This window comes from Clostridium bornimense (genome assembly GCF_018917145.1).
Classification (GTDB): domain Bacteria; phylum Bacillota; class Clostridia; order Clostridiales; family Clostridiaceae; genus Clostridium_AN; species Clostridium_AN bornimense_A.
Map to the genome: position 1 here is coordinate 1 of NZ_JAHLOD010000041.1, position 21,999 is coordinate 21,999.

Here is a 21,999-nt window from a genome sequence, read left to right on the forward strand (position 1 = left end):
TGGGTCGCATATTATAACTTTCTAAGACCTCATCCATATAACTATTGGAAACCACTTAATGAACTTGAAGCTCTTGATGGTATCGATAATATGCCTGCCAAATGGCAAATATTAATCAGGTTAGGACAGCAAGCTATTTTAGATATCCAAGAAAAAAATGCTTCCTAACGGATTATATAACCAAATATAAATTTTTTGCCTTCATTAAAGGTCTTTTTGTCATGCTTAAATTTAAATTATTTCTTTAATTTACTACCTTAAATTTTCAAAATGGTAGTGTTTTTTGTTATATTATTTTTTCATAGCAAACTTTACACTATCAAGTTGTATATTTGATATAATATCAAAAGTTGTAATGTTAATCAAATATTATGGTATAATACTTATTTGTGACGGTTTAATACAAAAGAGGTGGAATTATAAGATGTATACAGTGACAATTTTAGAGTATGTTGGTGTTTTTGCTTTTGCTGTATCTGGTGCATATGTAGCAATTGAGGAAAAATTGGATTTGCTAGGAATATACATATTAGCAATGGTAACAGCGATGGGCGGAGGAATCATAAGGGATATAGTAACTAATGTTGGTATTCCTGTGTTTTTTAGTAGTAGAGGTGCTATGCTAATTATTATTATTGCTGCAACAATGTCTATTTTTATTAAAGAAAAGTGGACAAATAGTATGTTTTTTATAGTAATGGATTCATTAGGATTAGCAGCTTTTACAATATCATCTGGCATTAAAGCTATTGATAATAATTACAATTTATTATTATTTATATTTGTAACATCAATAACTGGTGTAGGTGGAGGATTACTTAGAGATATTATAATTAACAGAAAGCCAGTAGTATTTAGGAAAGAAATATATTGTATTGCAGGTATTATAGGTGCATTAGTTTTATGGATGACATATCCTAATCTAGGTAAGAGTGTCTCTGTATATATGTCTTTATTAACTATAGTTACTATTAGAATGGTATCTTATGTTAAAGGATTTAATTTACCGGTAATTTTGAAATCATAGGTTCTGTACAGTGTATTTTTAAGGAGAGAATTCCTTAAAAAATAGGTATTATAGTTTAATTGATAAAATAAATTAGTTTTCATAAAGTAGTAATAGTGTTTTTTTAATTTATAATAATTAAAATTACTATAAATTGAAGAAGAGGTCTCATATCATTAAAAGGATTTGAGACCTCTTTTATTATAATTATTTACATATTTTTATGGAATGTTCTATTAATAACATCAAGTTGTTGTTCTTTTGTCAATTTTATAAAGTTAACGGCATATCCTGAAACTCTTATTGTAAGTTGAGGGTATTGTTCTGGATGTTCCATTGCGTCAATTAATGTCTCTCTATTAAATACATTAACATTTAAATGATGAGCATCTTGTTCAAAGTAACCATCCATCATGATATTTAAGTTTTTGATTCTTTCTTCAGGTGTTTTGCCAAGAGCATCTGGTACTATTGAAAATGTGTTTGAAATACCATCTTGTGAATGCTCATATGGAAGTTTAGCAACGGAATTTAGAGATGCAAGGGAACCGTTAGTATCTCTTCCGTGCATTGGATTTGCACCAGGTGCAAATGGTTCGCCAGCTTGTCTACCATCTGGGGTAGTACCAGTCTTCTTTCCATATACTACATTTGAAGTAATAGTTAAAATTGATTGAGTGTGATATGCATTTCTATAAGTTTTATTTTTTCTTATTTTATCCATCATATTTTTAACTAAAAATACAGCTATATCGTCAACGCGATCATCATCATTTCCGAACTTAGGATAATCACCTTCAATTTCAAAATCCACAGCTATTCCAGCTTCGTTTCTTATAGGTTTAACTTTTGCATATTTAATTGCTGATAAGCTATCAGCACATACAGATAATCCAGCAATACCGCAAGCCATGGTTCTAAATACATCTCTATCATGTAATGCCATTTGCAAGCTTTCATAAGAGTATTTATCATGCATATAGTGTATTACATTTAACGTATTTACATAAAGATTTGCTAGCCAGTCTGTCATAGCATCAAACTTTTTCATTACTTCATCATAATCAAGGTATTCGCTAGTGATTGCTTCAAAGTTAGGAGCTACTTGTACACCACTTTTTTCATCAACGCCACCATTAATAGTATAAAGTAATGTTTTTGCCAGGTTAACTCTTGCTCCGAAGAATTGCATTTGTTTTCCAACTTTCATAGCAGATACACAACAAGCTATAGCATAGTCATCGCCCCAATATGTTTTCATTAAATCATCATTTTCATATTGAACAGAACTGGTATCTATTGAAACTTGTGAACAGAAGTTTTTAAATCCCTCTGGTAATTTTGTTGACCATAATACTGTTAAATTTGGTTCTGGTGATGGACCTAATGTATAAAGGGTATTTAATATTCTAAATGAGTTTTTAGTTACTAATGTTCTACCATCTAGGGACATACCACCAATTGATTCTGTTACCCAAGTAGGATCGCCGGAGAAAAGATCATTATATTCTGGAGTTCTCAAAAATTTTACTAGTCTAAGTTTCATTACGAAATGATCCATTAGTTCTTGAGCTTCTTCTTCTGTAATTATTCCATTTTTTAAATCTCTTTCAATATATATATCAAGGAAAGTTGAAGTTCTTCCAAGAGACATAGCAGCACCATTTTGTTGCTTAATTGCAGCTAAGTATCCAAAATATAGCCATTGAACAGCTTCTTTAGCATTATTTGCAGGCTGTGAAATATCAAATCCATAAGTATTAGCCAATGATTTTAATTCTTTTAGAGCAACTATTTGATCTGAAAGTTCTTCTCTTAAACGTATTACATCCTCATCGATACATCTAACTTCTAAAGACTTCTTTTGTTCTAATTTATCTTCAATTAATCTATCTACTCCATATAGTGCAACTCTTCTATAATCGCCTATGATTCTTCCTCTTCCATAAGCATCAGGTAGTCCTGTTACTATACCGTATTTTCTTGCTAATCTCATTTCATCTGTATAGGCATCAAAAACACCTTGGTTATGAGTCTTTCTATATTTAGTGAAAATTTCCGATATATATGGATCTATTTCATATCCATAGGCTTTGGCAGCGTTTTCAGCCATGCGTATACCACCTTCAGCCATAATTGCTCTTTTTAATGGAGCATCAGTTTGAACACCAACAATTTTTTCTATAGCTTTATTTATATAACCTGGATCATATGCATTTATAGAAGATACAGTTTTAGTATCTACATCTAAAACACCACCATTTTCTATTTCCTTTTTGAATAATTCACTTACTTCATTCCATAGTTGTGTTGTTTCAGCAGTGGCGCCTTTTAAAAATGAACTATCTCCAGTATATTCAGTGTAGTTTTTTTGTATAAAGTTCCTAACATCAATTTCTTTCGACCAATTACCATTTACAAATCCTTGCCATTGTGATTGCATTGCCCACGCTCCTTAATCTTACAAAAATGTAATTATTTTAACTAATATTAATAAATAACAATTATTAGTTAATATCTTAATAACAATATATCATCGGCATAAGTAAATTGCAATAAATAATGAAATTTACTATAAACTTTGTGGTATATTATAAAAGCAATAATATCATTAGTTGATATTAAAATAGAAATAATTTAAACTGTAATAAGAGTTTTATATACAGGAGGAGATTTTAGGTGTTTTTAAAATCCATAGAGATAAGAGGATTTAAATCTTTTGCAGATAAAACAGAAATCTTGCTAAGAGATGGTATCACAGCCATAGTTGGTCCAAATGGTAGCGGTAAGAGTAATATTTCTGATGCTATTAGATGGGTATTAGGGGAGCAAAGCGTTAAGACTTTAAGAGGCGGAAAGATGGAAGATGTTATTTTCGCTGGTACGGAATTTAGAAAACCTTTAGGGCTTTCACAGGTATCACTTATTTTAGATAATTCAGATAATAAATTACCGATAGATTATAATCAAGTAACAATTTCAAGACGTTTGTATAGATCTGGTGAAAGTGAATATTACATAAATAACACTAAATGTAGATTAAAAGATATACATGAACTATTTATGGATACTGGTATAGGAAAAGAAGGTTATTCTATAATAGGACAGGGGAAAATAGAATCTTTATTATCAGGAAACCCAGAAGAAAGAAGAGGATTATTAGAAGAAGCTGCTGGTATAGTAAAATATAAAAGTAGAAAAGTAGAATCAGAAAAGAAGTTGCAAGCAGCAGAAAATAATATAGTTAGAATTAATGATATACTTGCTACTTATGAAGAAAGATTAGAACCATTAAGAGAAGAAAGTGAAAAAGCTAAGGAATTTATAAAACTATCAGACAGCCTTAAAAAAAATGAAGTAACTCTTATAACAAACTCACTAGATGGATATGATGAAAAGGTGAATTTATTAAAGAAAGAGTTAGAAGAGAAAAAAATTCAATTAGATAATTTATTAAAGGACAAAGGTGAAAAGAAGGCTAAAATTGAAGAATTCAACAAAGAATTAGAAAATCTTGAAAAAGAATATGAAGAAGAAAGAAAAGTATATTTTGATAAAAGAGAAAATATACAAGAAATAAATGCTTCAATTGCTTTGTCTAATGAAAGAATTAAAATACTTGAAGAAAGTATTGAAAAAGAAAAGCTGTTATTAGAAGAGTATGCAGCTAAAGAAATAAAGTATCAAGAGGAAATATCAGAAGAAAAGGAAAGCCTAAAAAAAGCTAAGGATGCTTATGATAAGATTATTAGCGAATTAGGTGAAGTTGATATATTAAATAAAACTAGAAAAGAAGATCTTATAGAAAAAGAAAAGTTTATATTCAAGAAAAAAGAAGAAAGAGAAAAATTTCTTAATATAGCTCGTGAAGCCTCAAGTGAAAAGTTATTAATTGATAATAACTTGGAAAATTTAAAATCTAGAGAGGAAAGTATAAGAGCATCTAAAGAAGGGTATTTAAATACGACAAGGATAAATGAAAGTACTAAGAATCATCTTAAAGAAGAAATTAATTCTTTGATGAATGATATAGAAAAGGTTAATAATAAATTAGATAGTAATAAGAAGAGATTAACTAATTTCTATAAGGAGAAAACTAATAAAGAAAAAGCTCTTAGAGATTTACAAAATGCTATAACAAGATGTGAGGCAAACAAGACAATGCTTACTAATCTAGAAAACCATTATGAAGGTTATAATAGAGCAGTAAAAACTATAATGAATGACATTAGAAATAATAAAGTTAATAATTTTCTAGAAGATGCATTTGTATTAGGTGAAGTTATAAATGTAAAAAAAGAGTATGAAGTTGCTATAGAGACAGCTTTAGGATTTGCTATTTCCAACATAATTACAGATAGTGATGCTGGTGCAAAGGTGCTTATTGACTATTTAAAGAAACATAAGTTAGGTAGAGCAACTTTCTTACCACTTAATATAATTAAGGATAAAGTAGTTACAGTAAATGGTAATGTTAAAAGAGAAAAAGGTTATGTAGGTATTGCTTCAGAATTAGTTGAAGTAAATGATAAGTTAAAAAAGGCAATAGATTTTTCTTTGGGTAGAACTATAATAGCGGAAACATTAGAAAGTGCTCTTAATATAGCAAAAATAACTGGGTATTCAATAAGAATAGTTACACTTCAAGGTGAAGTAGTTAATGCTGGTGGTTCACTTACTGGTGGTGCTACTAATAACAAGAATTCTAACATAGTAGGTAGAAAAAGAGAAATCGAAGAGTTAGAAAAGCAAATATCAGAATTAAAGGTAAAAATAAAAAGTAGTACTGAAGAAATTGAAGAAGTTGTAGGAAAAATAAAAATAGTTGATGAAGAAAATTTAAATATAAGTGATAAGATTCATGGGGATAAAATAGAAATTACTAAAGTAAATGAAAGAATCGCATCATTAGAAAATGAAAATAGAAAGTTAATGCTTAGCATAAAGTCAGGAGATAATGAAATAATTGCATTAACTAAGAATATAAAGGAGATTGAAGAAAAGAAAAAATCTCTAGATGAAAAAGAAGAGTTAGTAAGAAAAGAAAGTTCTACATTAGATATAGAGATAAAAGTTAAAGAAGAAGAGTTTATTAAGTTTAAGGATGAGATAGAAAAGGCTGGCGATAAGAGCACAGTTCTTAGAATCGAAGAAGCAAAAAATAAGAACTTAATTGAAACTTTAGAAAAAGATATTGCAAGATTAGAAGATGAAAAAGTAGCAACAAGTATTTCTCATATAAGAAGCAAAAATACTATTGATGAAAATACTAAGAGTATTTTAACTAATAAGGAATCTATAAAAAATAATAATGAAGAAATCGAAAGATTAAATAAGAATATAGAGGAGTTAAACAATAACTTCCAACTTAAGGAATCTGAAAAAATTAAGCTTAAGGAGAAAATTAACACTATTAATAGTAATATTGAAGATAATAGTGAAATTTTAAATAAGCAATCTAATGAGTATCATAAAATTGAGATTGCGTACACTAAGATGAATTCAGATTATGAAAATTTAATTTCAAGATTAAATGAGGAATATAATTTAACGATAGCAGAAGCAAAAGAATTTGAAAAAGTAGAAGGAAATGAAGAAGAATTAAAGAAAAATATATTTGATATAAAATCTTCAATAAATTCTTTAGGTACTGTTAATGTTGGATCCATTAATGAATACAAAGAAACTTTAGAAAAGTACAATAATATGAATGAAGAAAGAGTGGATCTTATTGCATCAAAAGAGGAATTAATTAAGGTAATTGATGACATGACATCAACAATGGAAGAGGTATTTAAAGAAAACTTTAAAATCCTTAGAAAATATTATGATGAGACATTTAAGGAATTATTTAAGGGTGGTCATGCTGATTTAGTTTTAAGTGGTGATGATATTTTAAATTCTCCAATAGAAATTAACGTGCAACCACCAGGTAAAAAGCTTCAAAATATAAACTTAATGTCTGGGGGAGAAAAAGGATTATCAGCAATTGCTTTATTATTTGCTATATTAAAGATGAAACCAACTCCATTCTGTATTCTAGATGAGATTGAGGCAGCTCTTGATGATGCCAATGTAAATAGATACGCAGATTTTCTAAGAAAGTTCTCAGAAGAGACACAATTTATAGTTATAACTCATAGAAAAGGAACTATGGAATCATCAGATATCCTTTATGGAGTTACTATGGAAGAAAAAGGTGTATCAAAGATTGTATCTGTAGATTTAAGAAGTGCATAAAATAAGGAGGAAATTATGGCGTTCAGTAAGTTTTTTAAGAAATTTAAGGGTGAGAAAAAAGAAGAAACAATAGAAGAAAACATTGTAAATGAAGTAGAAGAGAGTAGTGAAGAAGATATTTCAGTAGATGAAGCTAATTCTATAGAGGAAGAGAAAGCTGCAGAATTTAAAGAAGAAGCTGATGATTCAGCGGAAGAAAATGCTCATAATGATTCTGATGAAGTAATAGAAGATTCAGTGGATGAAGTAATAGAAGATTCAGTGGAAGTTGAGGCAGAAGTAGAAGATATAGTGGAGACTGAAGAAGAAAAACCTAAAAAGGTAGGTTTTTTCCAAAAGTTAAAAGAAGGATTAACAAAAACAAGAGATGAATTGATTTCTAAGGTTGATGACATTTTTGGAAACTATGTAAAAATTGATGATGATTTATTTGATGAATTAGAGGAAGCATTAATAACATCAGATATAGGTGTAGATACATCACTTTATCTTATAGATGCATTAAAAGATAAGATTAAAGAAAAGAAAATTAAAGAAGTTTCAGAAGTAAAAGGTGCATTAAAAGAAGTAATTACAGATGTTTTAGGTGAAGAGAAGGGTAGTATTACTCCAAAGAAAACTCCAAAAGTTATTTTTGTAATTGGTGTTAATGGAGCAGGAAAGACTACATCTATAGGTAAGATGAGTAATAAACTTAAAAAGCAAGGATATAAAACTATGATGGTAGCGGCAGATACTTTTAGAGCAGCAGCTATTGATCAATTAGAAGTATGGAGTAAAAGAGCAGGTGTAGACATTATTAAGCATCAAGAGGGGTCAGATCCAGCAGCAGTAGTTTTTGATGGTATTCAAGCTGCAAAAGCTAGAAAAGTAGATGTGTTAATAGTTGATACAGCAGGAAGATTACACAATAAGAAAAATCTTATGAATGAGCTTGGAAAAATAAATAAAGTTATGGATAGAGAATTCCCAGAAGCAGAAAAAGAAACTTTATTGGTTCTAGATGGAACAACAGGACAAAATGCTATTTCACAAGCTAAAACTTTTAATGAGATTTGTAAAATAGATGGATTAGTTATAACAAAACTTGATGGTAGTTCAAAAGGTGGAGTTATTATATCTGTTAAACATGAACTTGGAATTCCAGTGAAATTAATAGGGGTTGGAGAAGGTATTGATGATCTTCAAGAATTTGATTCTAAAGAGTTTGCAGAAGCTATATTCTAAAGTAAAAGAAAGGTGTTAAGTAAAAATACTTGACACCTTTAAAAACATCTGTTATCATTGTCTACGGTGAGAGGTTATGGGAAACAGATTTGAAATTTCGATGCTACTTGATATATATAGTGAATTATTGACTGAGAAGCAAAGAGATATAATGAATTTATATTATAATGAAGATTATTCATTAGCAGAAATTTCGGAAATAAATAATACAAGCAGACAAGCAATTCATGATAATATTAAAAGATGTAATAAGTTACTTAATACATATGAGGAAAAATTAAATCTTTTAAAATTACAAGAAGATATGAAGAAAAAAGATAAAGTTTTATTAAAAAAACTTGGCGAAATTAAAGAAATAAGCGATAATATAGATGTAAATAAAAAAATAAATGATCTTATGAAAATCATAGTAGATCATGGGGTATAGGAGGTGTACCATGGCTTTTGAAGGATTAGGAGCAAAACTTCAGGAAACTTTCAAGAAATTAAAAGGAAAAGGAAAGTTAAGTGAAGCAGATATAAAAGAAGCTATGAAAGAAGTTAAAAGAGCTTTATTAGAGGCAGATGTTAACTTCAGGTTAGTTAAAGACTTCATAAAAACTGTAAGTGAAAAGGCAACAGGTTCAGAAGTAATGGAAAGTTTAACTCCTGGGCAAATGGTTGTTAAAATAGTTAACGATGAACTTACTAACTTAATGGGTGGTAATGAAGCAGAGTTAAATATAGAATCTGGTCTTTGTGTAGTAATGATGGCAGGACTTCAAGGGGCTGGTAAGACAACTATAAGTGGGAAACTAGCATTACATCTTAGAAAAAAGAATAAGAGACCTTTATTAGTAGCTTGTGACGTTTATAGACCAGCTGCGATAAAACAATTAGAGGTACTAGGAAAACAAATAGATATTCCAGTGTTTTCTATGGGAGATAAGGTATCTCCAGTAGACATAGCAAAAGCAGGTGTAAACCATGCAAGAAAAGAAGGATTAAACGTAGTTATAATCGATACTGCTGGTAGACTTCAAATTGATGAAGAAATGATGGAGGAGCTTAAAGAAATTAAGGCTGCCGTAAAACCATCAGAAATATTATTAGTAGTAGATGCTATGACTGGGCAAGAAGCTGTAAATGTAGCAAAAACCTTCGATGAAGCCTTAGATGTAGGTGGAGTTGTGTTAACGAAGCTAGATGGTGATACTAAAGGGGGAGCTGCTTTATCTATAAAAGCTATAACTGGTAAGCCAATTAAGCTTATTGGTGTAGGAGAAAAGATGAGCGATCTTGAGGTGTTCCATCCAGATAGAATGGCATCAAGAATTTTAGGAATGGGTGATGTACTTTCATTAATCGAAAAAGCGCAAGCTGCTATCGATGAAAAAGATGCAAGTGAGTTAGCTGAAAAGATGATGAATGCAGAATTCACTTTAGAAGATTACTTAAAGTCCATGGAGCAAATGAAGAAACTGGGCCCTATGAGTAAGATGTTAGAAATGATGCCGGGAATGGACAAAAATGCTATAAGTGACGATGCATTAGCAAAAGGTGAAAAAGAACTTAAAAAGATGGAATCAATTATTTATTCTATGACAGTTAAGGAAAGAAGGAACCCAGCTCTTGTAGAGAAAAACAACTCTAGAAAGAAGAGAATTGCTAATGGATCAGGTGTAAGCATAACTGATGTAAATAAGCTTTTGAAACAATATGACATGATGAGAAAAATGATGAAACAAATGAAGGGTGGAAAAGGCTTATTTGGACAAATGATGAAAGGCAAAGGAAAAGGCCTAGGAAGCTTATTGGGTGGTAAATTACCATTTTAATATATAAAATTTATCTTTGAAGGAGGTGAAAAAGACATGGCAGTAAAGATGAGATTAAAAAGAATGGGTGCACACAAAGCTCCTTTCTATAGAATAGTAGTTGCTGATTCAAGATCTCCAAGAGATGGTAGATTCATCGAAGAAGTAGGATACTACAATCCAACAACTGAACCAATGACAGTTAAAATCGATGCTGAAAAAGCTCAAAAGTGGATTAACAATGGTGCTCAACCAACTGATACAGTTAAGAAGCTTTTAACTAACGCTGGTATAGTTAAATAGTACTCCGGAGGTGTGTAGTATGAAAGAATTACTAGAAACTATTGCTAAGTCTTTAGTTGACTACCCGGAATACATTGAAGTAAAAGAAATAGTAAAAGACGATGCCATAATTTTGGAACTTAAAGTTGCAGAAGAAGATATGGGTAAAGTCATAGGAAAACAAGGTAGAATTGCTAAGGCAATTCGAAATGTTGTGAAGGCAGCAGCTATGAAAGAAAATAAAAAAGTAGTTGTTGATATAGTATAATAATGAGGCTGTTGCACAATAAATGTGCTTCAGCCTTATTTTGAATATAAGGAAAATTCGCAATGCGTAAAAGTATTTTTCGCTAATTGCCAATTGTAAAATGAGAAATGTGAATAGAATACATGATTTTGGAAATAAAATCCTATAAGGAGTTGATATAAAATATGAAAGAAATATTTACAATAGGAAAAATATCTACTACTCATGGAGTTAGAGGTGAAGTTAAGGTTATTTCTTATAGTGAAGACATTAATAGATTTAAAGATCTTAAAGAAGTAATGATTGATGATAAAACTTATGAAGTAGAAAATGTAAAAATACAACCTCAAAAGGTAATACTAAAGTTAAAAGGTATCGATGATATGGATACAGCTATAAGATACAAAGAAAAGCTTATAAAAATTCATAGAAAAGATGCTATTGAATTACCAGAAGATAGATATTTTGTTTGTGATTTAATTGGATGTACATTAAAGAGTGAAAATGGAGATGAACATGGAAAGGTTAAGGATGTTATTTTCACTGGATCTAATGATGTGTATTGGGCAAAGAAAAATGGAGAGGACTTCTTAGTGCCGGCTTTAGAAGGAATAGTTTTAGATATAAATATAGAAGATAAAGTTATCTTAATTAGAGATTTGGAGTTTTGGATGTGAGAATAGATATTTTAACATTATTTCCAGAGGTGTTTGATTTTTTTAATCATTCAATTTTAGGAAAGGCTAAGGAAAAGAATCTTTTAGAAATAAATGCTGTTAATATAAGAGATTATAGCTTAAATAAACATAAGAAGGTTGATGATTATCCATATGGCGGTGGTGCTGGAATGGTTATGGCACCACAACCAACTATTGATGCCATAAAAGCTGTTAAGAAAAACAATCCTGGAAAAGTTATATTTTTAGGACCTAGAGGTAAAACTTTTAACCAAGAAGAGGGAAAGAGATTAGCAAAGGAAGAGAATCTTATTTTTTTATGTGGTCATTATGAAGGGATAGATGAACGTATCTATGATTATATTGATGAAGAAATATCTTTAGGAGATTTTGTATTAACAGGGGGAGAAAGTGCTGCTATTCCTATTATAGATGCAATAGTAAGACTTGTGCCAGGAATACTTAAAAATGAAGAAAGTTATAAGGATGATTCCTTCTATAATGGGCTTTTAGAATATCCACAGTATACTAGACCTATAGATTATGAAGGAAACAAAGTTCCAGATGTACTTATTAGTGGTCATCATGAAAACATAAGAAAGTGGAGAAGATTACAATCGCTACTTATAACCAAAGAAAGAAGAAAAGATCTTTTTGATGAAATAGAACTTACAAAAGAAGATAAGAAACTTTTAAAAGAACACTATTCAGTGCACAGTAAGAAATAAGGCTTCCCTTGTGATGAAGATTAATTAGAATCGTATTAGTGAATAGTAATATGAGAAGGTGACTTTTTCTAAAGAAAAAACATTATAGTACTGCGGATAGTAAAATTAATATAAAAGTCAAGAAGTGATGAAAAACAGTGTCAGAGTTTTAAGGAAATCTTTTAGTTGAACTTTTACAAGAAATATCATTAACGTACTATAAAATTAAAAAATTCCGAAGGAATTTTCACCAAAACTGTGCACTGAAAAAAGTTCTTGTCATACAAAAATAATTATGTTACAATGATTTTTGTGCTAGTACGGGCGCTCCTCTGTGAGGTAAAACTCATTATGAACGTCAATTAAACATAAGGAGGAATGCACAAATGTTAGATATAATAAGAGAAATCGAAGCTGAACAAATTAGAACTGACTTAACAGAATTCAGAGTAGGGGATACTGTAAGACTTGATGTATTAATCAAAGAAGGTTCTAAAGAAAGAATTCAAGCTTTCGAAGGAACAGTAATTAAAAAACAAAACGGTGGATTAAGAGAAAACTTCACAGTAAGAAGAGTTACTTACGGTGTTGGAGTTGAAAGAACTTTCCCAATCAATTCACCAAACCTTGCTAAAATCACTGTTATCAGAAAAGGTAAGGTTAGAAGAGCTAAACTTAACTACTTAAGAGACAGAGTAGGTAAGGCTGCAAAAGTTAAGGAAAGAATCTAGTTTGAAAAAATGGGACAGTATGTCCCATTTATTTTTATATATAGAGAAAATTTAGTATTAGCTATTACAAAGTAAAGGTTGTGATTAAATGAAAGCTATACACTGGTTTCCAGGACATATGGCAAAAACAAGAAGAGAAATATCAGAAAATTTAAAGATGGTAGATGCTATTATAGAGTTAAGAGACGCTAGAATAGTAAGTTCTTCAGCAAACCCTGAAATCGAAGCTATAACAAAAGGTAAGCCAAGAATAATACTTTTAAATAAAAGTGATTTAAGTGATCCTAAGGTTAATAAACAATGGATGAATAAGCTTAAAAAATCCAATACTGAAGTTCTTGAAGTTAATTGCTTAACTGGGCAAGGATTAAAAAATATTAAGCCTACTTTAGAAAGAATTTTAAAAGATAAGCATGATAAAATGAAGGCTAAAGGCATGATAAATATAAAAACTAGAGTTATGGTAGTTGGTATCCCTAATGTAGGTAAATCTACATTTATAAATAAGATAGCAAATGCAGCGATAACTAAAACTGGTGATAGACCAGGAGTTACAAAAAATAAGCAATGGATAAGAACGAAGATTGGTATTGAGCTTTTAGATACTCCAGGTATACTATGGCCTAAATTTGAAAATGAAGAAGTAGGATTAAAGTTAGCTTTTACTGGTGCTATAAAAGATGAAATCATGGATATAGAAGGATTAGGATATAAGCTAGTAGAAGAATTATCTAAAATTGCAAAAGAGGATCTTATGACAAGATATAAGCTTACAGAATTAAGTGAAGATCCACTAGAAAATTTAGATGCTATAGGTAGAAAAAGAGGCATGATGATGTCTGGTGGTAGAATAGATTATAATCGTTTATGTGTAATGCTTTTAGATGAGTTTAGAGGCGGGAAAATAGGAAAGATTTCATTAGAAAGGCCTGAAGTATAATGGATTTTAAAGGGTTGTCATTATCAGCTATAAAAGATAATTTCAAAGATGCTAAAATAGAAGATATAAGTGACGAAATTATAGAGACTTTACTTAGTGATGAAAGAAAGAATGTAAAAGCATTTGGTAAAACACTAAAGAATAAAAAAGATAAGCATAATGAAGCTTTAAAGAAAATGCACTTAATGTATAGTTTTGATTTATCATATGGAAAAGATTTAGTTATATGTGGTGTGGACGAAGTAGGAAGAGGACCTTTAGCAGGTCCTATCGTTGGAGCAGCGGTTATAGTAGATTATAGCAATAGAAATCTTTTAGGTGTGCGTGACTCTAAAAAGCTTACTGAAGAAAAAAGAGAAGAACTTAGTGAAATAATTAAAAAGGAAGCTATAGCTTATTGTATATATGAAATAAGTGAAAAAGATATAGATAGTAAGGGTATAGGCTATTGTAATAATGAAGTTTTATTTAGGGCATATAAAGGTCTAAATAGAAAAGTTGATTTAGTATTATCAGATGGATACCCAGTAAAGCATGTAGATACAGATAATAGATTTGTAATAAAAGGTGATGATAAGTCCATGGCTATAGCATGTGCATCAATTTTGGCAAAAGTATATAGAGATAACCTAATGAAAAAGTATAGTGAAAAGTATCCTTATTATGGTTTTGAACATAATGCTGGATATGGTACAAAGGATCATATTGAAGGAATAAAAGAGTATGGACCATGTGACATACATAGAAGATCATTTATAAAGAATTTTATATAGTGTATAAAAATAATAAAATAATTTTGATTTAATAAACCTGTAGGTGAAGATAGAAATATCATAACTTGCAGGTTTTATTTTATTGTAATACAGCTTTAAAAATATAATTGTTTAAATTTAAGGTAGTTTTCATAAGAATTATTGATTTATATAAAATGCGTTTTTTATTAAATTAATTTTGTGAGTTGATTTTTCTAGATTAAGGTCTACTTCTATAACATCAAAGCGGCAATTCATATTGATGTTAGGGTGTTTTAGTAAATAGTATTGTGCGGTGTTATATATCTTATGTTGTTTAGAAATAGTTACGGCTTCCATAGGTCTTCCGAATTTACTATTAAATCTACTTTTTACTTCTATAAAACATAGAATTTTTTTATCTATAGCTATTATGTCTATCTCTCCTGTTTTTATTTTAAAATTTCTTTCTAGAATTTTATATCCCTTAGCTTTTAAATAATCAATGCAAATATTTTCTCCATAATCTCCTATATCTTTATTACACCTTTTCATATTTATACCTCTTACAATTAAGAATAAAGTTATTTTAGCATAGTAAAAAATATATAGCAATTTGATTATTAATATATATTTTGACAATACTTAAGAAAAGAGGTGATACATTTGGTTAAAACTGCCGTATTGAATGGAATTAATGGAGAATTAGTTACAGTAGAGGTGGAGATATTAAGAGGATTGCCATCTTTTGTTTTGGTAGGTCTACCAGAGCAATCTGTAAGAGAGTCAAAGGAAAGGGTAAGGAGCGCTATTATAAATAGTGGATTTCAATTTCCTTTAGGTAGAATAATAATAAATTTATCTCCTAGCAATATAAAAAAAGGTGGAACATTATTAGATCTACCTATAGCATTAGCTATTCTTAGTAAATCTAATCAAATATCTAAGAAGAATATAGATAAATTTTTAGCATTTGGAGAGTTATCATTAACTGGAGAGATACGAGAAGTACCAGGAGCGTTATCTATAGTAACAAGTGGTGTAAAAAGAGGGATATATAAGTTTATTGTTCCAAATAAAAATTGCAAAGAAGCAGCATTAGTAAAAGAAGGAGAAATCTTTGGATTTTCAACCTTGAAGGAAGTAACAAATTTTTTATATATGAACAATAAGGAGCCGTTTAAAGAGGAAATTTCTTATGAAGATGAAGTTAGTGATATGGATTTTAGTGAATTAGAAAATGGAGAGTCTATTATAAGGGCAATAGAAATTGCTATAGGTGGAAAACATAATTTTTTACTTTGGGGAGCACCTGGAAGTGGGAAAACCATGGTTGCAGAAAGAATAAAAACAGTTCTTCCAAGGCTTACTTATGAAGAAGCTGTAGAAGTAACAAGGATACACTCTTCATTAAGTGGTGTAACGGGAGTAAAAAGATATCCACCTTTTAGGGAACCGCATTGTACAGCAACGCTGACATCTATAATAGGCGGGACAAGTAAAAATCTACCAGGAGAGGTTACGTTAGCGCATAATGGTGTACTATATTTTGATGAATTACTTGAGTTTAGTCCTAAAGTAATAGAAGCTCTTAGAATACCATTAGAATCAAAAAAAGTAATTTTAACTAAAGGCACTAAAAGAACAGAGCTGCCCAGTGATTTTATTTTCATTTCATCTATGAATCCATGCCCTTGTGGTTTCTTTAACACTGGTGAGAGAATGTGTACTTGTGGAGAAGCTGAAATTAAGAGATATTTACATAAGATATCAGGTCCTATATTAGATAGGATGGATATGTTTATACAATGTAGAAATAAATCTGGTATTAAGAGCAGTTATAGAAAGACTTCAGAAGAGATAAAGGAGAAAATTCAAGAGATAAGATATATACAAGAAGAGCGGAAAAAGAAATTCAATGGAAAGAATGAGTGTGAAGATTTGATAGAACTTTGCAAGTTATCATCAGAATTACAAGAGTTTTTAAATAACTTTGCTATGGATAAAGATATATCTTATAGAGGTAAAAATAAGATATTAAAGTTAGCAAGGACTATTAGTGATTATAAAAGAAAAACTGATGTTGGCAAAGATGAATTAATAGAAGCTATTAATTATAGAAGATTTATTAGTGGAGATGTCATATGAATAATGATCAATTATATAAAGTTTGGTTTTCATCTTTAAATATGAAATATGAATTTAAAAGAAGACTATTAGAAAATTTAGAAAGTGAAGAAGCGGTATATATGTATTTGTTAGGAGATGATAATTACACAGGTATAGCTACTAGATCTTATAATGCAGCTAAAGAACATTTGGATTTAGAAAAACATAAGGAAACTTTAAAAAAGATGGAGAGAATAGGTGCAAGGGTAATATCTTGTTATGAAAAAGATTTTCCGAAGCAATTAAATAATTTTAAAGATAGTCCTAGTAATTTGTTTTATATTGGTGATATATCACGTATTAATAATGTAAGTGCATCTATTATAGGTGCTAGAAAAAATAGTGATTATGGTAGGCGAGTAACTGAAGAAATTGTAGATGAACTAGTTAAGTCGGAAATAAATATAGTAAGTGGATTGGCTACTGGAATAGATGAATTAGCACATAGATATGCAATTAAATTTGGTGGATATACTGTGGGGATTATTGGCTGTGGTATTGATAGAATATATCCTGTTAGTAATGAATATTTATATAAAGCTCTTTATAAAAAAGGTGTGGTAATATCTGAATTTTATCCAGGAACACCACCATTAAAATTTAATTTTCCGGCAAGGAATAAGGTTATAGCTAGAATAGGTGATGGAATAATAGTTATAGAAGCTGCTGAGAAAAGTGGTAGTTTAATAACAGTAAATCACGGATTAGATAGTGGAAGAGATATTATTGCAGTACCAAATCCTATAACATCAAATAATAGTAGAGGGGTAAATAGGTTAATATATGATGGTGCAATTCCTTATGTTGATAGAGATACATTAAAAGATGTTTTTTGTATATACAATAAAAAAGTGGTAAGATTAACTAATGAAGAGGAACGAATTTTGGGGGTTCTTAGCAATAATCCGATGCATATAGATGATTTATCTAGTATTGTTAAGGTTGACATTCCAGGAATATATAATGTATTATTTGAATTGCAAGCAAAAAAACTTGTAACAGTAATTGGAAATAGTTATTACATAAAGAATAATTAATGAATTAAATAAAAGTGATAAATGTCTGGAGGGGAGTTTATGGGTAGCAACTTAGTTATAGTTGAGTCTCCTGCAAAAGCTAAGACTATAAAGAAGTATTTAGGAGCTAATTATATTGTTGAAGCCTCAATGGGGCATGTTAGAGATTTGCCAAAAAGTCAATTAGGAGTAGATGAAGAAAATAACTACGAACCTAAGTATATTACGATAAGAGGAAAAGGTGAATTGTTAGATAAACTTAGAAAGCTAGCAAAAAAAAGTGATAGAGTATATCTTGCAACTGACCCCGATCGTGAAGGAGAGGCAATTTCATGGCATTTAAGCAATGTTTTAAAACTTTCAAAAGATGATGACTGTAGAATAGTTTTTAATGAAATAACAAAGACTGCTATAAAAAAGGCAATAAAAGAACCAAGAAAAATTAATATGAATTTAGTTGATGCTCAACAAGCAAGAAGAGTATTAGATAGATTAGTAGGTTATGAAATTAGTCCTATTTTATGGAGAAAAGTAAAATGGGGACTTTCAGCTGGTAGAGTTCAGTCTGTTGCACTTAAAATAATATGTGATAGAGAAGTAGAAATTGAGAATTTTAAAGAAGAAGAATACTGGACAATTGAAGCTGCGTTATATAAGACTGGAAATAAGAGAAATCCATTGCAAGTTAAATTGTCAAATTATAACGGTAAGAAAGTAGAATTAAAATGTAAGGAAGATGTAGACAAAATAATATCAACTGTTAGTGATGGTGAATTTAATGTTAAGACTATTAAGAAGTCTAAGAAAAATAAAAATCCATTACCACCATTTACTACATCTACATTACAACAAGATGCATATAAGAAATTAAATTTTTCTACAAAGAGAACTATGTCAGTAGCACAACAATTATATGAAGGTATTGATATAAAAGGACACGGTACAGTGGCGCTTATAACTTATATGAGAACAGATTCTGTAAGAATTTCTGATGAAGCACAAGCAGCAGCTTTAACTTTTATTGAAGAGAATTATGGAAAAGAATATGCACCAAAGGAAAAGAGAGTATATAAAGGGAAGAAAAATTCACAAGATGCTCATGAAGCTATAAGACCTACATATATTGATGCATCACTTACTCCTGAAAAGTTAAAAGGGCAATTAAAGCCAGAGCAATATAAGTTATACAATCTAATATGGAGTAGATTTATGGCATCACAAATGGCTTCATGTATAATGGATAGCATATCTATAGTAATAGATAATAGCGGATATCAATTTAGAGCAAGTGGATCTACAATTAATTTTGATGGTTTTATGAAGTTGTATACTTATAATACAGAAAATGAAGCTGAAAGTGTTAAGATTCCAGAACTAGTAGAGGGAGATATTCTTCAGCCAAAGTCAATAGATGGAAAGCAACATTTTACTACACCACCACCAAGATTTTCAGAAGCTAGTTTAGTAAAAACTCTTGAGGAAAATGGTATAGGTAGACCAAGTACTTATTCACCAATAATATCTACACTATTAGATAGAAAGTATGTTGAAAGAGAAAAGAAGACATTAATGCCAACAGAACTTGGGAAGATAGTTAATTCAATAATGGAGCAATATTTTGAAACAGTGGTAGATGCTGAATTTACGGCTCATATGGAAGAAAAATTAGATAATGTTGAAGAAGGAACAATGGAATGGAAAAAGATTGTTAAAGAATTCTTTACTCCATTGAAAGTAGATATTGAAAAAGCAGAAAAGGAACTTAGCAAAATTACAATAGAAGATAAGGTATCAGATGTAATATGTGATAAGTGTGGAAGAAACATGGTAATCAAATCAGGAAGATTTGGAGAATTTTTAGCATGTCCAGGATACCCAGAATGTAAAAATACAAAAGCTATTGTAGAAGAAATTGATGTACCATGTCCTAAGTGTGGAAAAAAGATTGTTGTAAAGAAGAGTAAAAAAGGACGTAAGTTTTATGGATGCTCAGGATATCCTGAGTGTGATTTTGTAAGTTGGTTTGAACCAAGTGAAAAGAAATGCTCTAAGTGCGGTGGAAATATGGTTAAGAAATATTCAAAAGCAAAAGGTAATTATCTACAATGTACTAACGAAGAATGTAAAAATATAGAGGAACAGCCGGTTTAAAACTCCGTTATCTTGTTTGTCAAAGGCTTGTATGATATAATTATAAGATAAAATAATCGAAATATTTGTAAAATTATAATATTTATCATACTATTATTTTATTATTAAGATAGGAGGAGAATTATGGGTTCGCTATTAACTAAAACAAGAAAGTTAAATAGAATTCTTCAAAAAACAGGAACTGACCCCGTTGAGTTTAATGAGATTTGTGAACTGTTAAGTGAAGTTCTAGAATGTAATGTTTATGTAATAAGCAGAAGAGGAAAAGTATTAGGTAGTCATTTATCTTGTGATTTTGATTGTAATATTGTAAAAGATAAGATTTTACAAGAAAATAAGTTTTCTGATTTATATAATGAAAAATTATTAGCTATAAATGAAACAAAAGCTAATATTGAAAATAAAGGCATGTGTGTGTATGATGAATCAGAAAATTGTAAATTTGAGAAAAAGCTAACAACTATAGTTCCTATAATAGGAAATAGAGAAAGGTTAGGAACTTTATTATTAGCTAGATTTGGGAAAGATTTTACAGATGATGATTTAGTTATATGTGAGTATTCAGCTACAATAGTAGGATTAGAAATGCTAAGAGCAAAAGCTTTTGAAATAGAAGATGAAGCAAGAAAAAAAGCAGTTGTTCAATTGGCTATAGGAACATTGTCTTATTCAGAATTAGAAGCAATAGAACATATATTTAATGAATTAGATGGTGATGAAGGACTCTTAGTAGCATCTAAGATTGCAGATAAGGTAGGGATAACTAGGTCAGTAATAGTTAATGCACTTAGAAAGTTTGAAAGTGCAGGTGTAATAGAATCTAGATCATTAGGTATGAAGGGAACTCATATTAAGATATTAAATGATAAATTAATAGATGAATTAAAAAAGATTAGATAATAAGAAGAACACCTTAGAAGTTATAGATTAGTATAGCTTTCAAGGTGTTTTTTTATGTTAGTGCACAGTGATGGATGAAATTCCTCTTGGGGAATTTCTGAGATTTTAAGTGTGATAATTTTATGTATAGAATAAGATATTTTTCTTAAGAGATTTACATTAACTGTGCACTGAAATTGTGAAATGTGAATTGCTTGAATTGTGAAATGTGAATTGCTTGAATTGTGAAATGTGAATTGTAAATAATCTTTTACAATAGATTATAAAAAAATTTATTGCGTATAGAAATACTATATGATATACTACTGTAGAATAAAATACGCACATTATGCATTGCAAAATTGGTGCCGCAAGGTTTATTTTGCAAAAGATGCATGATGGAGGAATAACCAGGAGGTAAAGAAATGGCAGTAATTTCAATGAAACAATTATTAGAAGCAGGTGTACACTTTGGACACCAAACTAGAAGATGGAACCCTAAGATGGCTGAATACATCTTCACAGAAAGAAATGGTATATATATCATCGACTTACAAAAAACAGTTAAAAAGGTTGATGAAGCATATAACTTCATAAGAAGTGTTGCAGAAGAAGGAAAAGATGTTTTATTTGTAGGAACAAAGAAACAAGCTCAAGAAGCTATAAGTGAAGAAGCTGTAAGATCAGGAATGCACTTCGTAAACCACAGATGGTTAGGTGGAATGCTTACTAACTTCAAAACTATAAAAACAAGAATCGGAAGATTAGCTGAATTAAAAGAAATGCAAGAAAACGGTACTTTCGATGTTTTACCTAAGAAAGAAGTTATTAAGTTAAATAACGAAATGGAAAAATTAGAAAAGAACTTAGGCGGAATCAAAGAATTAGTTCAAGAAAGAGTTGGAGCTTTATTCGTTGTTGACCCAAGAAAAGAAAAGAACGCTATATCTGAAGCTAAAATTTTAGGTATCCCAGTAGTAGCTATCGTTGATACTAACTGTGATCCAGATGAAGTTGATTACGTAATACCAGGTAATGACGATGCTATCAGAGCGGTTAAATTAATAACTGCAAAAATGGCTGATGCTATTATCGAAGGAAGACAAGGTGAACAATTAGCTGAATAATATAAGCTAACTGCTAAATAATAAATTTAAGGTAAAGGGAGAAAATCCTTTACCTTAATATTCATGAAAGAGA

Annotated in this window: 19 protein-coding genes and 1 pseudogene; 18 read left to right on the top strand and 2 right to left on the bottom strand. The window is 29.9% G+C overall.

What is annotated here, in order from left to right; genetic code table 11:
• A pseudogene (locus tag KQI30_RS17685) lies at positions 1 to 168 on the top strand (transposase); the annotation flags it as partial.
• Between the two features lie 256 nt (positions 169 to 424).
• Positions 425 to 1,027, top strand: coding sequence for a trimeric intracellular cation channel family protein (locus tag KQI30_RS12760; protein WP_216463730.1), 603 nt, complete (start codon positions 425 to 427; stop codon positions 1,025 to 1,027).
• Positions 1,028 to 1,217: 190 nt separating this feature from the next.
• Here KQI30_RS12760 and pflB read toward each other — a convergent pair whose 3' ends face one another.
• Positions 1,218 to 3,449: a formate C-acetyltransferase gene (gene pflB / locus KQI30_RS12765; protein ID WP_216463731.1), complete on the bottom strand. Its 2,232-nt coding sequence runs from the start codon at positions 3,447 to 3,449 to the stop codon at positions 1,218 to 1,220.
• A gap of 236 nt (positions 3,450 to 3,685) precedes the next feature.
• Between pflB and smc the strand changes: the two genes are divergently transcribed.
• The 11 genes from smc to KQI30_RS12820 all read left to right on the top strand — a co-directional run bounded on the left by smc (position 3,686) and on the right by KQI30_RS12820 (position 14,626).
• A complete protein-coding gene (gene smc / locus KQI30_RS12770; RefSeq protein ID WP_216463732.1) occupies positions 3,686 to 7,246 on the top strand; it encodes a chromosome segregation protein SMC in 3,561 nt (1,186 codons plus the stop codon).
• A 291-nt stretch (positions 7,247 to 7,537) separates the two neighbouring features.
• The gene (ftsY, locus tag KQI30_RS12775; protein WP_367397857.1) at positions 7,538 to 8,473 is read left to right on the top strand and encodes a signal recognition particle-docking protein FtsY; all 936 of its coding nucleotides are present in this window, start codon (positions 7,538 to 7,540) and stop codon (positions 8,471 to 8,473) included.
• 76 nt (positions 8,474 to 8,549) lie between these two features.
• Positions 8,550 to 8,900: a putative DNA-binding protein gene (locus KQI30_RS12780; RefSeq protein ID WP_216463734.1), complete on the top strand. Its 351-nt coding sequence runs from the start codon at positions 8,550 to 8,552 to the stop codon at positions 8,898 to 8,900.
• A gap of 10 nt (positions 8,901 to 8,910) precedes the next feature.
• Positions 8,911 to 10,290 carry a signal recognition particle protein gene (gene ffh, locus KQI30_RS12785; protein WP_216463735.1) on the top strand — a complete coding sequence of 460 codons (1,380 nt, stop codon included), beginning with the start codon at positions 8,911 to 8,913 and terminating at the stop codon, positions 10,288 to 10,290.
• 36 nt (positions 10,291 to 10,326) lie between these two features.
• Positions 10,327 to 10,572: a 30S ribosomal protein S16 gene (gene rpsP, locus KQI30_RS12790; protein WP_216463736.1), complete on the top strand. Its 246-nt coding sequence runs from the start codon at positions 10,327 to 10,329 to the stop codon at positions 10,570 to 10,572.
• A gap of 19 nt (positions 10,573 to 10,591) precedes the next feature.
• Positions 10,592 to 10,819: a KH domain-containing protein gene (locus tag KQI30_RS12795; RefSeq protein WP_044038366.1), complete on the top strand. Its 228-nt coding sequence runs from the start codon at positions 10,592 to 10,594 to the stop codon at positions 10,817 to 10,819.
• A 164-nt stretch (positions 10,820 to 10,983) separates the two neighbouring features.
• A complete protein-coding gene (gene rimM, locus KQI30_RS12800; RefSeq protein WP_216463737.1) occupies positions 10,984 to 11,475 on the top strand; it encodes a ribosome maturation factor RimM in 492 nt (163 codons plus the stop codon).
• Positions 11,472 to 12,203 (top strand): tRNA (guanosine(37)-N1)-methyltransferase TrmD, encoded by a 732-nt coding sequence (gene trmD, locus KQI30_RS12805; RefSeq protein WP_216463738.1) that lies wholly within the window; start codon positions 11,472 to 11,474, stop codon positions 12,201 to 12,203. Before rimM ends, trmD begins: the two co-directional genes overlap by 4 nt.
• Before the next feature lie 365 nt (positions 12,204 to 12,568).
• Positions 12,569 to 12,913 (top strand): 50S ribosomal protein L19, encoded by a 345-nt coding sequence (gene rplS / locus KQI30_RS12810; protein WP_044038362.1) that lies wholly within the window; start codon positions 12,569 to 12,571, stop codon positions 12,911 to 12,913.
• An 88-nt stretch (positions 12,914 to 13,001) separates the two neighbouring features.
• Positions 13,002 to 13,853 (top strand): ribosome biogenesis GTPase YlqF, encoded by an 852-nt coding sequence (ylqF, locus tag KQI30_RS12815; RefSeq protein ID WP_216463739.1) that lies wholly within the window; start codon positions 13,002 to 13,004, stop codon positions 13,851 to 13,853.
• Positions 13,853 to 14,626: a ribonuclease HII gene (locus KQI30_RS12820; RefSeq protein WP_216463740.1), complete on the top strand. Its 774-nt coding sequence runs from the start codon at positions 13,853 to 13,855 to the stop codon at positions 14,624 to 14,626. Before ylqF ends, KQI30_RS12820 begins: the two co-directional genes overlap by 1 nt.
• A gap of 138 nt (positions 14,627 to 14,764) precedes the next feature.
• Here the strand turns inward: KQI30_RS12820 and KQI30_RS12825 are convergent, their stop codons facing one another.
• Complete coding sequence (locus tag KQI30_RS12825) at positions 14,765 to 15,139, bottom strand: YraN family protein (RefSeq protein ID WP_216463741.1); 375 nt, start codon at positions 15,137 to 15,139, stop codon at positions 14,765 to 14,767.
• A gap of 111 nt (positions 15,140 to 15,250) precedes the next feature.
• On the opposite strand from KQI30_RS12825, the gene KQI30_RS12830 reads away from it, so the two are divergent.
• From KQI30_RS12830 to rpsB, 5 genes are all read left to right on the top strand, one after another.
• Positions 15,251 to 16,732, top strand: coding sequence for a YifB family Mg chelatase-like AAA ATPase (locus tag KQI30_RS12830; protein WP_216463742.1), 1,482 nt, complete (start codon positions 15,251 to 15,253; stop codon positions 16,730 to 16,732).
• Positions 16,729 to 17,790, top strand: a complete 1,062-nt coding sequence (gene dprA / locus KQI30_RS12835) for a DNA-processing protein DprA (RefSeq protein WP_216463743.1) — start codon at positions 16,729 to 16,731, stop codon at positions 17,788 to 17,790. The genes KQI30_RS12830 and dprA overlap by 4 nt, the downstream gene beginning before the upstream one ends.
• Before the next feature lie 39 nt (positions 17,791 to 17,829).
• A complete protein-coding gene (gene topA, locus KQI30_RS12840; protein ID WP_216463744.1) occupies positions 17,830 to 19,920 on the top strand; it encodes a type I DNA topoisomerase in 2,091 nt (696 codons plus the stop codon).
• Positions 19,921 to 20,043: 123 nt separating this feature from the next.
• Positions 20,044 to 20,820 carry a GTP-sensing pleiotropic transcriptional regulator CodY gene (codY, locus tag KQI30_RS12845; protein WP_216463745.1) on the top strand — a complete coding sequence of 259 codons (777 nt, stop codon included), beginning with the start codon at positions 20,044 to 20,046 and terminating at the stop codon, positions 20,818 to 20,820.
• 404 nt (positions 20,821 to 21,224) lie between these two features.
• Positions 21,225 to 21,926 (top strand): 30S ribosomal protein S2, encoded by a 702-nt coding sequence (gene rpsB / locus KQI30_RS12850; RefSeq protein WP_216463746.1) that lies wholly within the window; start codon positions 21,225 to 21,227, stop codon positions 21,924 to 21,926.
• Positions 21,927 to 21,999 lie beyond the last annotated feature (73 nt).

Coding starts and splice junctions, on each gene's coding strand:
- ffh (WP_216463735.1), top strand. CDS start 8,911: ATGGCTTTTGAAGGATTAGGAGCAAAACTTCAGGAAACTTTCAAGAAA.
- KQI30_RS12760 (WP_216463730.1), top strand. CDS start 425: ATGTATACAGTGACAATTTTAGAGTATGTTGGTGTTTTTGCTTTTGCT.
- KQI30_RS12825 (WP_216463741.1), bottom strand. CDS start 15,139: ATGAAAAGGTGTAATAAAGATATAGGAGATTATGGAGAAAATATTTGC.
- ylqF (WP_216463739.1), top strand. CDS start 13,002: ATGAAAGCTATACACTGGTTTCCAGGACATATGGCAAAAACAAGAAGA.
- KQI30_RS12795 (WP_044038366.1), top strand. CDS start 10,592: ATGAAAGAATTACTAGAAACTATTGCTAAGTCTTTAGTTGACTACCCG.
- KQI30_RS12820 (WP_216463740.1), top strand. CDS start 13,853: ATGGATTTTAAAGGGTTGTCATTATCAGCTATAAAAGATAATTTCAAA.
- pflB (WP_216463731.1), bottom strand. CDS start 3,449: ATGCAATCACAATGGCAAGGATTTGTAAATGGTAATTGGTCGAAAGAA.
- codY (WP_216463745.1), top strand. CDS start 20,044: ATGGGTTCGCTATTAACTAAAACAAGAAAGTTAAATAGAATTCTTCAA.
- rimM (WP_216463737.1), top strand. CDS start 10,984: ATGAAAGAAATATTTACAATAGGAAAAATATCTACTACTCATGGAGTT.
- rplS (WP_044038362.1), top strand. CDS start 12,569: ATGTTAGATATAATAAGAGAAATCGAAGCTGAACAAATTAGAACTGAC.
- rpsP (WP_216463736.1), top strand. CDS start 10,327: ATGGCAGTAAAGATGAGATTAAAAAGAATGGGTGCACACAAAGCTCCT.
- dprA (WP_216463743.1), top strand. CDS start 16,729: ATGAATAATGATCAATTATATAAAGTTTGGTTTTCATCTTTAAATATG.
- topA (WP_216463744.1), top strand. CDS start 17,830: ATGGGTAGCAACTTAGTTATAGTTGAGTCTCCTGCAAAAGCTAAGACT.
- rpsB (WP_216463746.1), top strand. CDS start 21,225: ATGGCAGTAATTTCAATGAAACAATTATTAGAAGCAGGTGTACACTTT.
- KQI30_RS12780 (WP_216463734.1), top strand. CDS start 8,550: ATGGGAAACAGATTTGAAATTTCGATGCTACTTGATATATATAGTGAA.